At 59.0% G+C, this 14878-nt stretch carries 12 protein-coding genes; 4 read left to right on the top strand and 8 right to left on the bottom strand.

Annotated features, from left to right (window positions below):
* Nucleotides 1–116: 116 nt before the first annotated feature.
* On the top strand, nt 117–902 hold the full coding sequence (locus AC0QKW_RS22465; RefSeq protein WP_473153339.1) for an RNA polymerase sigma factor SigF: 786 nt from the start codon (nt 117–119) through the stop codon (nt 900–902).
* Here the strand turns inward: AC0QKW_RS22465 and AC0QKW_RS22460 are convergent.
* The 3 genes from AC0QKW_RS22460 to purN form a co-directional block, all read right to left on the bottom strand.
* Nucleotides 826–1731, bottom strand: a complete 906-nt coding sequence (locus AC0QKW_RS22460; RefSeq protein ID WP_473153338.1) for a DUF1350 family protein — start codon at nt 1729–1731, stop codon at nt 826–828. The two genes, AC0QKW_RS22465 and AC0QKW_RS22460, sit on opposite strands and share 77 nt — an antisense overlap.
* 171 nt (nt 1732–1902) lie before the next feature.
* Nucleotides 1903–2736, bottom strand: coding sequence for a hypothetical protein (locus AC0QKW_RS22455; protein WP_473153337.1), 834 nt, complete (start codon nt 2734–2736; stop codon nt 1903–1905).
* Between the two features lie 176 nt (nt 2737–2912).
* Nucleotides 2913–3554: a phosphoribosylglycinamide formyltransferase gene (purN, locus tag AC0QKW_RS22450; protein WP_473153336.1), complete on the bottom strand. Its 642-nt coding sequence runs from the start codon at nt 3552–3554 to the stop codon at nt 2913–2915.
* Between the two features lie 183 nt (nt 3555–3737).
* Here purN and AC0QKW_RS22445 point away from each other — a divergent pair, with 183 nt between their 5' ends.
* Nucleotides 3738–3869 (top strand): hypothetical protein, encoded by a 132-nt coding sequence (locus AC0QKW_RS22445; RefSeq protein WP_473153335.1) that lies wholly within the window; start codon nt 3738–3740, stop codon nt 3867–3869.
* A 74-nt stretch (nt 3870–3943) separates the two neighbouring features.
* Here AC0QKW_RS22445 and AC0QKW_RS22440 read toward each other — a convergent pair whose 3' ends face one another.
* Nucleotides 3944–4903, bottom strand: coding sequence for a class I SAM-dependent methyltransferase (locus tag AC0QKW_RS22440; RefSeq protein WP_473153334.1), 960 nt, complete (start codon nt 4901–4903; stop codon nt 3944–3946).
* Nucleotides 4904–4972: 69 nt separating this feature from the next.
* On the bottom strand, nt 4973–6385 hold the full coding sequence (locus tag AC0QKW_RS22435; RefSeq protein WP_473153333.1) for an NAD(P)/FAD-dependent oxidoreductase: 1413 nt from the start codon (nt 6383–6385) through the stop codon (nt 4973–4975).
* 436 nt (nt 6386–6821) lie between these two features.
* Between AC0QKW_RS22435 and AC0QKW_RS22430 the strand changes: the two genes are divergently transcribed.
* On the top strand, nt 6822–8630 hold the full coding sequence (locus AC0QKW_RS22430) for an aspartate kinase (RefSeq protein WP_473153332.1): 1809 nt from the start codon (nt 6822–6824) through the stop codon (nt 8628–8630).
* Nucleotides 8631–8937: 307 nt separating this feature from the next.
* Here AC0QKW_RS22430 and AC0QKW_RS22425 read toward each other — a convergent pair whose 3' ends face one another.
* Both AC0QKW_RS22425 and AC0QKW_RS22420 read right to left on the bottom strand, forming a co-directional pair.
* The gene (locus AC0QKW_RS22425; RefSeq protein ID WP_473153331.1) at nt 8938–9282 is read right to left on the bottom strand and encodes a DUF1815 family protein; all 345 of its coding nucleotides are present in this window, start codon (nt 9280–9282) and stop codon (nt 8938–8940) included.
* Between the two features lie 451 nt (nt 9283–9733).
* A complete protein-coding gene (locus AC0QKW_RS22420; RefSeq protein WP_473153330.1) occupies nt 9734–11524 on the bottom strand; it encodes an ABC transporter ATP-binding protein/permease in 1791 nt (596 codons plus the stop codon).
* A gap of 199 nt (nt 11525–11723) precedes the next feature.
* Here AC0QKW_RS22420 and AC0QKW_RS22415 point away from each other — a divergent pair, with 199 nt between their 5' ends.
* Nucleotides 11724–12335 carry a PAP/fibrillin family protein gene (locus AC0QKW_RS22415; RefSeq protein ID WP_473153329.1) on the top strand — a complete coding sequence of 204 codons (612 nt, stop codon included), beginning with the start codon at nt 11724–11726 and terminating at the stop codon, nt 12333–12335.
* 3 nt (nt 12336–12338) lie between these two features.
* Here AC0QKW_RS22415 and AC0QKW_RS22410 read toward each other — a convergent pair whose 3' ends face one another.
* Complete coding sequence (locus AC0QKW_RS22410) at nt 12339–14843, bottom strand: endonuclease MutS2 (RefSeq protein ID WP_473153328.1); 2505 nt, start codon at nt 14841–14843, stop codon at nt 12339–12341.
* Between the last annotated feature and the right edge of the window lie 35 nt (nt 14844–14878).

The following is a 14878-nucleotide window of genomic DNA, read 5'->3' as shown; positions in this document are numbered from 1 at the left end:
CTACCCGGCCTAGACTACCGTAGATCAACGATGGTGAATGCCGGGGCTTCTCCCGAGAATAAGGACAGTTCAAGCGACTCCGCTCTCGTCCCGCTCTCGTAAGGACACACGCAGATATGGCTACCGAAACCTCGACCATTCGCTCCCGTGGCATGGAACTCCTGATGGAGTACAAGCAGTCTCCCTCCGTTAAGTTGCGCAACCGCCTGGTGCAGCTCAACGCTGGGCTCGTACGCAAGATTGCCCACCGCGTTAGCTACCAGTGTTCTGAGCCCTACGAAGATCTGGAGCAAATCGGCTACATCGGTCTGATTCGAGCCATTGAGCGATTCAACCCCGGCCAGGGCTGTGCCTTTAGCTCCTTTGCGGTGCCCTACATTCGCGGTGAGATGCTGCACTATCTGCGCGATCGCGGTACTACTGTTAAGATTCCCCGTCGCTGGCAAGATCTACAAAAAGAATCCCAAAAACTTCAGATGGAGCTAATGCGTAGCCTGGGCCGCACCCCCAGCGACTGCGAAATGGCCGAAGCCCTAGGCGTGCCCGTGAAAGAGTGGCGCGAAGTGAAGATGGCCCACAAAAACCGCATGCCCCTCAGCCTCGACGCCACCGTGTGCCAGCAGGTCGACTCCAACATCACCCTGGGTGAAACCCTGCCCGACAACCACTATCTGCTGATGCAGGCTCTAGAAGAAGACCGCCAGCAGATTCAGCGGGCGCTAAACCGGCTGGAAACCAAAACCCGCACCGCTATTGAGTTTGTCTTCTTCAAAGGTCTGTCCCGCAAGGAAGTGGCCGAAAAAATTGGCGTCAGCCCCATGACCGTCACCCGCCGTATTCAGCGCGGGGTAGATGAAATGATTGCCTTTCTTCAGCCTCAGGAACTGCGCACCGACCCCTAGATGCCGAGAGCCATGGGGCAATCGCCCTTAGGCGAGGGCGCACCACAATGCCCATGGGCTCGAGGTGTCGACCAGCTAGTTCATGGTGCACCAGCCCCTTGGGACGCAGGTGCTGGTAGAGCCAGAGCACATCGCTGGCGTTGGGGCAGGGATCTTGGATACTGCCCGCTACGGTATCTCGCTCGAAGGAGATCATAGCGGTGAGGTTAAATAGATTGCTGCGATCGATCAGCGCTAGGGTCTGCGATCGCGTTGGCTGTACTCCCAGCCCCAGGCTATCGAGCAGGCGGGCCAGGGCTTTCACCGGCACCGCACTGGTGGTGTCGCTGATATCGGGTGCCAGAAGCTGAGAGGGCTGGTTCCAAATAGTGGGGGCATTGGTCAGGCGGCGGCGCAGCCAGTTCGCGTTTTCTACCCCGATCACCTCATCTAGGGTGGGATCATCTGGGTTGAGTTCAATGCCGCACAGCAGCTCTAGCAGAGCAATGTATTTACAGCCCAGGCTGTGGCCGAGCCAGGCGTAGCGATCGCCCTGGGCATAGATTTCGCTGGCATAGCCAGCTCGGGCGGCCAATTTTGGCAGGTAGGCCTGGAGTCGACGCTGCTCTTCTAGTAGACCCAGGGCAATGCTCCAGTGACGAAAGCTAAACCGAAAGGGAATCGCCACTACGGTATACCCGGCGTCGTATAGCCGGTGCAGCAGATAGCGATAGCTCACCGTCGGAAAAGAGCCAAAGAACGCTCCGCCAATGAATTGAATCACCCCCTTGGGCTGGGGGTGCAGGGCTACCCAACTAAAGGAAACCGGCTGAAAATTTAGGGCTGTCATCAGATCAAAACCTCCATAGAGACGACATCAAACAGCCGCAGGTAAGACAGCTCACCTGCGGCTGTTGTTGAGCAAGTTTGGCTGTTATGGAGCACATTGCTGGGGAATGCACCGGTTAAGCGAGATCTGGCAATCGGCCAGCTTCACTTCGGGCATCCTCAGCGCCGCACGTTATTGGTTGACTGGCTCCATGCGAATGGGAATTTCAAGCCGAGAGAGCAGGTTGCTCACGGTGCTGAGATTCTCAGCGCTAGGGTCGACCTGAGCCAGGGTCTCGGCCAGCACCTCAGCGCGGGCAGCAGGGCTGAGCAGCGACAGATCAAGCGCTGGGGGGGTGAACACATCGGGCAGCACAGGGCGATCGATGGGAAAGTTATCCACAAAGATCGGGTCGATGAAGAAAGAACCGGGTTCTGGGTTGATTTCATTTAGCCCTTTGCCGCTGGCCAGCTGGAGGGGGTAGTTGATCTGGTCAAAGTCGCCCCCGCTGGTGGGGAAAGTGTTGGGCAGGAAGGTGCCACGAGTCTCAGGATTAAGGAGCACTTTCACTGGAGTAGTGCTTTGGGGTCTCAGGCGCAGTCCCTGGCGCAAAGCGGGCAGAGTCAAACGGACAAAACCACGGATCTCGATATCGGGGTTGACATCGGTGATCAAACCAGGCTTGGTCAGGTCGGGCAGCAGTTGCAGAGAGGCAGTTTGCTTAGCCGGTAGCCGAAACCGGGTGGTAAACACGGGCGTCGCCGGGCTGGGGGTGACCGCGTTTAGCGCTAGAAAGCTGTTGGCCCCGGCGGTGTCAAAGGCCACTACGGCATTGCCGGCCAAACTGCGGTTGGCGTTGGCTGGGCTGGGGCGGCTGACGTGGAACTCAAGCTGATAGGTCAAGTCGCGATCTTCCAGGTTGGAGAGGGTCAAAAAATAGCCCTGGATCACCCGGCGGGCCAGGGTGGCGTTGGCAGGGGGAGGGGCAATGCGCTTGACCAGCAGTTCAAAGGTTGTAATTTCCATGGGGCGTTATCTCACAAAAAAGGATCAATACCCAGGGGCCGCAGCCTTGCAGAGGTCTCACGCTTTTGCCCTTGGGGTTGAGCCTATTGTGGAATGTGTACCCTGGGGGTGCCGTCACCCGAGCGGGTACTTTTGGGCATGGGCCATGGCAACGCCCGCTTGTGGTGGAAATGGCCCTAGGCTTTGAGCTTGAGGGCTGCTAGGGCGATCGCCGCTGGGTAGATACAATGCTCTTGCTGCTGAATGCGCGCCTGGAGGGTAGCGGCAGTATCCTCCGCTTGCACGGGCACCGCCGCCTGCATGATCACTGGGCCACTGTCTACCGCCAGCTCTACCTGGTGCACGGTGCAGCCCGCTACAGTCACCCCCGCCGCCAGGGCTTGATCGACGGCTTTAATACCCGGAAAGCTGGGCAGCAGACTGGGGTGAATATTCAGCACCCGCTGGGGAAAGGCGTCGATCAGCACGGCGGTGACACAGCGCATCCAGCCGGCCATGATGACCCAATCGGCCCCATGGGCGCGCAGGGTTTGCACGATGTCGCCATCCAGCGCCTCGCGACTGGGGTACTGGCGGTGGTTGAGCAACACCACTGGTAAACCCAACCGCTCGGCCCGCTCGGCCACTTTGGCACCAGGATTGTTATAGATCACCACTTGGATTTGGGCCTGGAGGTCGCCTTGATGAATGGCCTGGGCGATCGCCTCCAGGTTGCTGCCGTTGCCCGAGGCCATTACTCCCAGCTGTAGGGGGCGATCGAAGCGAGGCCAGACCGTTGGCAGCGGTGGCGAAATTAGGCAAGGAACATGGTCTGGCATAGGCTTCAGGCGCGGTGTCAGTGGCTAGCAACGACCCTATAGTATGCCGTAGAGAGACCTGATCCCAGGGCGAGGGTGCTGGGCTAGTTTTCCTATTTGCTGCTGTACTGGCCCATGTCGGCCAGCTCGACCAGGCGACCCGGTCTGATCTCGATGTTGCTCTCACCCTGGGCATCAGCCTAAATGAACTGCCTCCCCAGATTGTTGCCCAAGGCGGCGGCGATCGCCTGGGCGTTTTTAATCTCAGCAATGGGGCGATCGCCCAACGTCAGCTTGGCACGTCAGCTTGAGCTGAGTGCTAAAAAACAGAGGTAGCCTCCTGGGCCATCCACCAGACAGTGGCTAGGTGCCACCAGATTCAGGACACAGCACCACAACTCATACTCCAGTTACGTTGCGTAGATATGAGGTTTGCGGGCAATGAGGGTGCGATGCCGTGGATCACTAGGCCGCATCATAGGCGGCTCAAACCCAGCTTGCACCAGGGCCGTTTCGAGGTCAAAGGTGTAGTAGTCGTCGCTCCAGGGTTCCGTACTTTTCATGAGAGTAAACAGCACCGGGGGCAGAGCTTGAATCACTGGGGACTGGGGGTTGTTGTCTACAATTGCTAGGGCACCGCCAGGACGCAGTACCCGCAAGATCTCTTTGAAGATGGCCTGGGTGGCAGAGCGGGGCAGCTCGTGGGCGACAAACTGCATAGTGACTACATCGAAAGACTCATCGGAGAACCCGGTCGCTTCGGCGGCGGCATGTACCCACTGGGCAATCTCGTGCTGGGTATCTTGGGCCTGGGCGACGGCCAGCATATAGGGCGATAGATCAAGACCGACGGTACAGACAGAGTTCTTTTGGGCGTAGTGGCGGTGGACAGCCACCGTCGAGATACCGACCGAGCAGCCGATGTCGAGAATGTCGCTGACCTGATTGGGGCCGTGCTGGTCAAGGATGTCCAAAAAGCTCTGCCGTAGCCGTGCCTGGGCCTCCTGCCAGGATAGATCCTCCTGGGGCCAGACCCGTAGGGCCATGGCGTAGGTAGCGGGGGCAGCCTCAAATGCCGCCTGCCAGCATAGGTTGCCCTCGCTGTAGGCGTGAAAGGGCACCTGGTAGTAGTCGGGGTAGACTAGGCTTGGGTTGGTCAGCTCGTCCATCCGCTGGCGCATCTCGGGCGTATCCAGCGCCACGCAGGTCTGCCGCCAGGGAATGTCATTTTTCTCGGCGGTTTTGATCATCACCTGGCGGGCCTGGCGCTTCATCAGCGCGTAGAGGGCCGGGGTTTGAATAGCGCGGTTGACAAGGCGCGAGAGCAGGTCGTCGCCAGCCCAATCGGGCTTGAGTTTGGTCGTGGTCATGGAGGGGTACGAGAGCCTTTAAGCTACTGTACCGGATTGACCGGCTGGTGTAGGAAATTCTTCCCAAGGCTATTCTGGGGCTTCGACTTTTTCTATCACCTTTTCGGTAATCAGGCGAGACCCCTGTTTGCGGGTGAGGTAGTTGGCGCCCCACTGGGTCATCACCATGAGTTTGTTGTCAAACTCGATCAGGTAAAAGATGTGTACAAATAGCCAGACAAACCAGGCAGGAAAGCCGGTGAGCTTGGCCCAGGGCAGGTTGACCACGGCGGCATGGCGACCGATCACCGCTAGACTGCCACCATCCTTGTATTCAAAGGGTGGCAGCGTTTCATCGTTGAGCTGCTTTTGAATCAGTTTGGCGACATATTTGCCCTCCTGCATAGCCACAGGGGCCACCCCCGGCAGCGGGCGATTCCCATCTGGGGAGGCGACGTCATCGCTCTGGTGGGCAAAGTGGGCCAGATCACCCACCACAAAAATATTGGGATAGGTGGGCAGGCTGAGGTCGCTGCTGACGATCACGCGACCCGAGCGATCGCGATCGGCCCCGGTGCGATCGGCCAGTAGACCACCCATGCCGGGGTCGCGCACTCCGGCAGCCCACAGTACCGTACCCGCACTCAGCGAAAGCACTTCATCACCCTGTTTGAGCGTAATCTGGTGCCCCTGAATGTCAGTCACCAGGGATTTGGTCATTACCTCGACCCCCATGTTCTCAAGGTCTTTTTGGGCTCGGGCCGATAGCTCGGTCGGAAAGGGCGGCAACACCCGATCCATGCCTTCTACCAGCAAAATGCGGGTGGCGGTGGTGTCAATGTGGCGAAAGTCGTTGCGGAGGGTGTGGTAGGCCAACTCTGCCAGAGAACCGGCTAGCTCTACTCCGGTAGGGCCACCCCCAACAATCACAAAGGTCAGCAGGCTTTTCTTAAGGTCTGGGTCGCTGGTGTTTTCGGCCTTTTCAAAGGCGGCAAAAATGCGTCGCCGCATCTCTAGGGCGTCTTCTACGGTCTTGAGCCCAGGGGCGGTCTCAGCCCAGTCGTCGCGGCCAAAGTAAAAGTGGCTCATGCCCGTGGCCACGATCAAGTTGTCGTAGGGAACTGTGCGCCCATCCTTGAGGGTAACTCGCTGCCCAACGGCATCAACATCAGTGACTTCGCCCATTAGCACCCGAGTATTTTTTTGAGCGCTGAGAATGCCCCGTAGCGGCGAGGCAATATCTCCCGGCGAGAGGCCACCCATCGCCACCTGATAAAGCAGCGGCTGAAACAGGTGAAAGTTGCGCTTGTCAATGAGCGTTACCTCCACGTCAGCGCGACCCAGCTGCTGAGCCGCATAGAGACCGCCAAAGCCGCCCCCAATGATGACGACCTGGTGCTTACCAGGGGTGACCGGCGGCACCTCAAGCACAGCACTGGGTGCTTCAGAGATGCGGCTCTGGTCGATCGGGTCGGAATCAAGGGTACGGGGAACAGTCTGCATGTCTATACCGGGTTGGCAGTTTGTTACTTTTTGTTATAAAGCAGGATACCGCTAAATTCTGTGCGCTGTGTTATATCCCTGCACAAGGGTCAAGATTAAAGCAAGTTAACCAAGAGCTGATGAAGCGGGAAGATAGGCTGATAAAATGAAAGATCTGGCTTTTGAGCTCGCTTCGACTTGCCAAGATCAATTTTGACCGCCAAGGCAGAGCGGGGAAGCTAGAACTTTGGGATTTTTGTTGTTGCCTGGGAGCGCTGAACCCGATCGCTTCAGGTAATATCTCCCCTAGGAATGGGCCTGAGCGGCCCGCACTGGCAACACTGAGCCCCGGCAATCGCGATCGCTGATTGAGATAAATACTTCTGGGGATTGATGACGAGATCTAGGGATCAAGACGGGCTGGCCGGGGAGTCGTGAAGAGGTAGATAGCAGAACCATGGCGCTGATCGTACAGAAATATGGGGGCACCTCCGTTGGCACCGTAGAGCGCATTCAAGCGGTGGCTCAGCGGGTAAAGGCGACGGTGCAGGCTGGCCACGATGTGGTGGTGGTGGTGTCGGCCATGGGCAAGACCACCGACGGTCTGGTAAAGCTGGCTGCCGACATTACCGATCAGCCCAGCCGTCGCGAGATGGATATGCTGCTGTCGACCGGAGAGCAGGTTACGATCGCCCTACTGACCATGGCTCTCCATGCGCTAGGTCAAGAGGCTATCTCGCTGACCGGTGCCCAGGTGGGCATTGTCACCGAGGCAGAGCACACCCGTGCCCGCATTCTCAAAATCAAAACCGATCGCCTCCAGCGCCACCTCAAGGAAGGCAAGGTGATTGTGGTGGCGGGGTTTCAGGGCATTAGTGAGACCTCTGATTTAGAAATCACTACCCTGGGCCGGGGCGGGTCTGACACCTCGGCGGTAGCCCTAGCGGCGGCGCTGACGGCAGAAAAATGTGAAATCTACACCGATGTGCCGGGCATTCTCACCACCGACCCGCGCCTGGTGCCCGAAGCCCAGCTCATGGAGGAAATTACCAGCGATGAAATGCTGGAGCTGGCCAGCCTAGGTGCCAAGGTGCTGCACCCCCGAGCGGTAGAAATTGCCCGCAACTACGGGGTGATGCTGGTGGTGCGATCGAGCTGGACCGATGAGCCCGGCACTAGAGTGGTCTCGCCTCGACCCCAGCCCCGCCCCCTAGAGGGCTTAGAACTAGCCCAGCCCGTAGACGCGGTGGAGTTTGACACCGACCAGGCCAAGGTGGCCCTGCTGCGCATTCCCGATCGCCCCGGCATTGCCGCCCGGCTGTTTGGCGAGCTGGCGACCCAGGCGCTGAACGTAGATTTGATTATTCAGTCGATCCATGAGGGCAACACCAACGACATCGCCTTCACCATGGTAAAGGGCAACTTGGCTCGGGCCGAGGCGGTGTCGGTGGCGATCGCCCCTGCCCTACGCAGCGACCCCACCGACACCACCCAAGCAGAGGTGATGGTCGACCAGCAGATGGCCAAGATCAGCATCGCTGGGGCAGGCATGATTGGCCGACCGGGGGTAGCCGCCAAGATGTTTTCATCCCTGGCGGCGGCGGGTATTAACCTCCAGCTGATCTCTACCTCTGAGGTCAAGGTGAGCTGCACCATTGCCGTGGAAGACTGCGATCGCGCCATTGCGGTACTCTGTGAGGCCTTTGATGTCACCTCCTCGCCCATGCCCCAGGGCGAGCCCACCCCTAGTGCTAAGGCCCCTGAGGTGCGCGGCGCGGCCCTAGATACCAAACAGGCGCGGGTAGCCATTCGTCATGTGCCCGATCGCCCCGGCATGGCGGCCCACATCTTTCAGCTGCTGGCTACCCACGGCGTCAGCGTAGACATGATCATTCAGTCCCAGCGCTGTCGGCTGGTGCAGGGCCAGGCCACCCGCGACATTGCCTTTACCGTGGCCCAGGGCGATGCCCAGACGGCGCAGACGGTGGTTGAGGCAGCGGCAGCAGAGCTAGGCTTTGGCGGTGTGGCGGTAGATGAGGCGATCGCTAAGGTGAGCGTAGTCGGCACCGGCATGATCTACGCCCCCGGCGTAGCGGCACGCATGTTTAAGGCGCTCTCAGAGCAGGGCATCAATCTACAAATGATTGCCACTTCAGAGATTAAAATTAGCTGTCTGGTGGCCGAAGATGAAGGGGTAACCGCCCTGCGCGCCGTGCACAACGCCTTTGGCCTGGCGGGGGTAGAGCGTACCGTGGTACCAGCCTAAACCACCGCAGGTTTGCTGTAGAGATCAGAGGTCTGCCCTTAGTATCTATAGTCCGTGGCCAATGGGCTATAGAACTCTGGGATCTGGCCACACCACCCTGGTGCTTGAGGCGATTTCTAGAAAATAGCTACTCCAAAGGGTAGGCAATGCCTACCCTACAGCGGCAACCCTCTCTAGACTCAAGCTCGTATTTTCTTTCTAGGTCAAGCTGAGGCTCTAAAGCAAAAAACACCGCTGGTGGCCATCGGTGCAGCTCCCCAACCGGGGAAATGTACGTAGAACTCAACGCCAAAATGAATCAGGGACTCTAAACCTGGGTGGGCACTGCCTTGGTAGAGTCGCTAGGCTGAATGCGAAACTTCACCAACGTGGCTAACTCCTGGAGCTGGTGGATGGCTTCGGCCCCTTCTAGCTTCATGAGTTCGCGATCGTCGCGCATTTCCGTCCAGGTGATGCCGTAGTCAGACACTAAGAAGCGAATCAAATGGTCATCTCCCAGGCTCACCATAAAGGAGGCACTGTTCATTTGCCCTCCGCAGGTGTAGCAAGACGCCAGGTAGCCCATGCCTTCAAGCACCGTAGCTAGGGCCTGCAGGTTCATGACCAGGTCTTTAACAAATTGGCGATGCTGCTCGGCAAGTCTGACAAACATAACGACACTCCTCGTTACCCATAAAAATTGTAGCCCAAAAAATTAATTCATTCTTAAGAAACTAAATAGGATGCTTAAATTTTGGTTTGCAATTCATCCATCTTAGCCACCTTATTCGAATATGCCCTCCATTCCCTCTCATTCACCAAGCTATCTCTCGCCATCGGCCCAAGGACGTAGGCTGGGCAAGGATTCTATAGATTGTGAAAACTTAAGAACTGCCCAGCTCTAGTCGGCGACCTGAGGCGACTGCTGAAAAACAGCGTTCTCAACGGTAGGCAGCACCCTCTCTCGAGCATTGACAGCCCCTGGAGTAAAGCTGTTGTCGGCTGGTCTAGCAATCTCCTGACGTACAGATAGCGCTTCACTCCCTATCTTTTAACTCTGGTTAAGGGTATGCACTAGCTTCGGGGCGATCGGTAGCAATGACCACGAAATCGGTGGCTGAATGTCATGCAATTTTGGGAATTTCAAGGGTTTTCTCTGCCGTGGCTGGGTCGGGAGCTTTTAGACTCCAGGTGTGATCTTCGCCCAGTTCGAGGCGGTTTTGGTGATACTCATGGAGCGATTCGCGGTGGCCGACGCTGACGAAGGTAGTGCCGGTGTGGCGCAAATGGTCGTAGAGTTTGGCTTCGTTGGCCAGATCTAGGGCGCTGGTGGCTTCGTCGAGGATGGCAAAGGCAGGCCGTTGTAGAAGAATACGGGCAAAGGTCAGCCGCTGCTGTTCACCCAGCGAGAGCACGTCGCCCCATTCTTCTACGGCATCAAAGCCGCCAAAGCGATCGCCTAGATCAGGCAGGTTTACTTTTTCCAGGGTTTCTTGCAGAGTGGTGTCGGCGATGTCTTGGCCAGTGTGGGGGTACAGTAGCTGATCCCGCAGGGTGCCAAGAATCATGTAGGGCTTTTGGGGCAAAAACAAAATGTCGTCGAGGGCGGGGCGATGAATAGTGCCGCTGCCGGACTGCCAGAGACCGGCGATCGCCCGCAGGAGAGAGCTTTTGCCACAGCCGCTCGGCCCCACGATCAGCAGTCCGGTTTTGTCGGGAATATTGACAGAGAGGTTTTCGACCAGGGTGCGCTGGTAGTTGGGGGTTTGCAGAGTGAAATCTTTTAGCGCTAGGGACTCAGCCGTTTCGATGGCGATGGTGGGGCGATCTAAGGCGGTTGAGCCGTCTGGGGATGCATCAGGATCTGACTTCTCTGACTGTTCTGGCTCAGACTCTCTGCGGATCTCCCCATGGTTGAGGGCTTCGGCAAAACTGTAGAGGCGATCGATGCCCGCCCCAAAGGAGGTTAGCTCTGAGAACCGCGCCACCACCACATTGAGCGAAAAGAACACCCGCATAAACGCCCCCTGGGCCTCCGACACTTTGCCTACCTCAAGATCGCCTGCAAAGACGGCGGGAGCAACGACGATCGCAGGCAGCACAAAGGGAATAAACTCGTAGGCGTTGGTCAGGGCGTTGAGCCCGAGTTCCCACACAATCAGCTTTTTGAAGTTGTCAAAGGCGGCCATAAAGCGGTGGTTGACCTGCTCGGTTTCCTGGGCCTCGCCCCGATAGAATGCGATCGCTTCGGCGTTTTCGCGAATGCGCACCAGACTAAAGCGAAAGTTGGCCTCGCGCTTAAGCTGCTCAAAGTTCAGCCGCACCAGGGGCTGGCCAAAGATCCCCACTGTGACTACTGTTCCCAGCAGGGCATAGAGCACCAGAAACCCCACCAGCGACTTAGAAATACCCCACAGCACGCCGCTAAAGGCGATCACCTGAAGCACCGAACTGACCACCACCAAACATAGGGCCAACGACTGCTGGGTGAAGTTTTTGACGTCTTCGGCGATGCGCTGGTCAGGGTTGTCGATGTCGGGCTGGAACTGCTGAATGTCGTAGAAGGCGCGATCGCCAAAATAATCGCCCACAAACCGCCCCGTCAGCCAGCGGCGCCACTCTAACCCCAGGCGCTTTTGCAGGTAGTCGTACCCGGCCATCAGCGGCGCGTAGGCCACCAGCACCCCAATGAACACCAGCACCGTCTCCCAAAACCGAGCTTCGTCTTGGGCCGACAGGGCCGAGATCAGCACGCCGCGCTTGTTGTTGAGCACCACACTGAGGCCGGTGTAGCCCAGCAAAAACACCGCAATCAGTAGCAGCAGCCCCCCAGCTTTCCACTTTTCGTCGCCTAGCCAGTAGGAGCGGGCGATCGCCCAAAAGCGCCGAAATCCCTTGAGGTTAAATCGTTCCATGGGCTAAGTGGTTCTCCTGCGGTGCGATGGAAGTGCGATGGGGTGCTGGGGTCATCTTACAAAAGTCAACGCAGTTGTGCCGGGCAGATCCGACTGGAGGAATTGCCCAGTTTTAGGAACGCTGAGATGATCGTCGCTGGGTATCCTAAAGCTCTAGACCTAGGCCATCACCGGCCACCCCATCACTGTTTTCATCACCATGACTCTGATCTCCCAACGCCGCACCCAGCTCAAAAAATTGCTGATCCAACAGATCGATGCCCTCGATCCTGAAGACGCCATTCTCCCGGCTGAGCACCCTGCTATCGACCAGATTATCTGTGAGCTAGAGGGGCTCACCCCCATCGACCAACCGCTGCGAAAAGAGCACTGGCCCCTGCTGCTGGGGTCATGGGCACTGGTCTATGCCTCCAGAGGCACGGTGGTAACCCGGCGTATTGGCCGCCAGATCCCCTTACCTATAGGCATTCGGCGGGTGTGGCAGCGGTTGACCGACCCCGAAGACAACGGCGCTGCCATTGGCACCGAAAACGGCGCAGTGATTTCTCTGCCGCTGTGGGGCGAGATCACCGCTACGGCCCAGGGCATTTGGCAACCCTACGACGAGGGCGAAAGTGCTCGGGTCAGTTTTGGCGCGTTTAGCGTGCAGGCGACCCGCCTACTCGGCATTGCCGGGCTGCACCTGCCCCAGATCACGGTGCCGGTACTCGAATTTCTCCGCCAGGAGGCACTGTGGATTACCTCTTACTTAGATGAAGATCTGCGGTTTGGGCGCGGGGCCACGGGCAACCTGTTTGTGTTTCGCCGCTAGGCTCTAAAAGTAAGCTAGGGTCACCCCAGTACCACCGTCAGCCTGGGCAGCGGGCTCAAACTTTTGAATTTGGGGGTGGCGCTTGAGGTACTCGTGCACGCCAGCCTTGAGCTTGCCGGTGCCGTGGCCGTGAATGATCCACAGAGCACCGCTGCCTTTGGCGATTGCCTCTTCGATTACCGATTCGGCCTCGGCCACCCGCATGCCCCGCAGGTCGATTGTGTTGCGGCTGGTGCGCACGGCGGGGGCGGGCGGGGCCGCCTGGGGCGGGGGTACGGTGTCTACGGGTTTGACTTTTACCGGCACCTCGGCCTTTTCGCCCCGCAGCGACTCGATGTCGGCCAGGCTGACGGTGGTTTTCATCAGGCCAAAGCGCACGGTAATGCGGTGGTCGTCGTCGGGGGCGGTGAGCACCTCGGCGGTCTGCCCGAGGCTGGGAATGCGGATGCGATCGCCCACCGCGGGCCGATAACCCGGTTTCGTGGGGCTGGGGGCAGCGGGCAGGTGGGCTGCGGCGATCGCATCCACCGCCGCCGTGGCCCGCTGGGCATCTTGAGCGGTGGCGTCGCCCTGCTGCAGGCGACGAATTACCTTAGCAATGTCGCGCTTGGCTTCGGCGATCGCCTGCTGTACCGCCTGCTGCTGCTGAAGCTTGAGATCTTGCTCACGCTCGCGCAGCAGGTCGGCCTTACGCTGCACCTCGTTGTGGAGCTTTTCGGTAGCGGCCAGCAGATCCGCCGCCGCCTGGGATTTTTCCTCCTGGTCGCGGCGCTGGGCTTCGAGACCGGCAATCACCTGGTTGACATCGTCGCTAGAGCCAATGGCCATCAGGGCTGCGGCCTCATCGACCACGACGGCATCTAGGCCCAGACGCCGGGCAATGGCCAGGGCGTTTGACCGACCGGGAATACCCCACAGCAGCCGGTAGGTGGGCGACAGAGTGGCCTCATCAAACTCCACTGAGGCATTTTCAAACCGTGGGTCTTGATACTTCAGCGCCTTGAGTTCGCCGTAGTGGGTGGTGGCCATGGTCAGCCGGGCTCGGCTGGCCAAATCCTTGAGTAGCGCAATGGCGAGAGCCGTGCCCTCGGTAGGATCGGTGCCCGCACCCACCTCGTCGAGAAGGATGAGGTCGTTGGTGATGGGGTAAGGGCGTAGTGATGGAGTGGGATCTAGAGGCTGGTTAGGGTCATCCCAGTCCCCTTTAGGAGCCTCGATCTCACCCTCTTCCCTAGGCCCTAAGGCTGCCAAAATTCGCCCAATGCGGCGAATATGGCCCGAAAACGTGGAGAGACTCTGCTCGATAGATTGCTCGTCGCCGATGTCAGCCAGCACCTGATCAAACCAGGGCAGCTCCACCGGCTCGCGGGCGGGTACGAAGAGGCCGACGCGGGCCATGAGCGCCGCTAAGCCAAGGGTTTTGAGGGTGACGGTTTTGCCTCCGGTATTTGGCCCGGTGATCGCTACCACCCGCAGCTCTGGGCGCATCAGCAGCGTGGTGGGCACGACGGTTGGCCCCTGTTCGTGGCGCTGCTGCCACACTAGCAGCGGGTGGCGCAGCTCTCGCAGGGTGGTCTGCTCGTAGGGTTTGATAAAGCGGGGCGGGTTGGCCCCTAGCCACAAAGAGTAGCGGGCACGGGCACAGGCCAGATCGAGAGCGGTGACGATGGCCACCAGCTCAGCGAGGTCGTCGTAGACCTCGGCTACGGCCTGGCTGAGCTGGCGCAGCACTGCTTCTTCTTCAGTTTTTTCTTGGCGCAGGAGCTGGCGCAGGCGGTTGCCCAGCTCCACCACGGCCTGGGGCTCGATGTAGAGGGTGGCACCACTGGCCGAGGCGTCGTGCACAATGCCCGGTACGGCGTCTTTTTGGGGCGCTTTGACCGGCAGCACAAAGCGATCGCCCCGCTGGGTGATCAGGGGCTCTTGCATGGCCCCAGCCTGACGCTGGAGAATGCGCTGGAGCCGCTGCTGAATGTCTTGACGGGTGGCCTTGAGGCGATCGCGAATGCCCCCGAGTTTAGGGCTGGCCCGGTCGGTCACATCGCCGCGATCGTCAATGCAGTGGTAGATCTGCTGCTCTAGGTCGGGATGGGTGCGCAGATCGGCCACCAGGGCTTGCAGCACCGGCAGATCTTCGGGCGGCTGGCTGTCGATGGTGCGGCGCAGCTGGCGGGCACCGGCCAGGGTAGTGGCGATCGCCAGCAGCTCTTCGCCCCCCAGCAGCCCCTGACGATAGGCCCGCTCTAGGGCTGGGCCAATATCGCGAACCCCGCCAAAGTTGAGGGTATCGTTGCGCTGATCGAGGTCATAGACCTCCTGGGTTTGAGCCAGCAGGTGGGTACTGGTCGCTTGGGAATCGGGCAGACTCAATTGCTGGGCGGCCAAAGCACCCATCTTCGTAGCGGCAAAGGTCGACAGGTGCTGGCATAGCCGAGGCCATTCCAGCAGTTCTAGGGTCTCATGCTGAATCGGCGACAGGTCAGACAGGGGCTCAGGCTCACTCAACATACTCTTTTAAGTATAGAGAACTCCCCAGATGAAAA

The sequence above is a fragment of the Pseudanabaena sp. PCC 9330 genome, assembly GCF_055795045.1.
The sequence above is the reverse complement of the archived record's forward strand: the minus strand, read 5'-3'. Positions and strand labels throughout refer to the sequence as shown.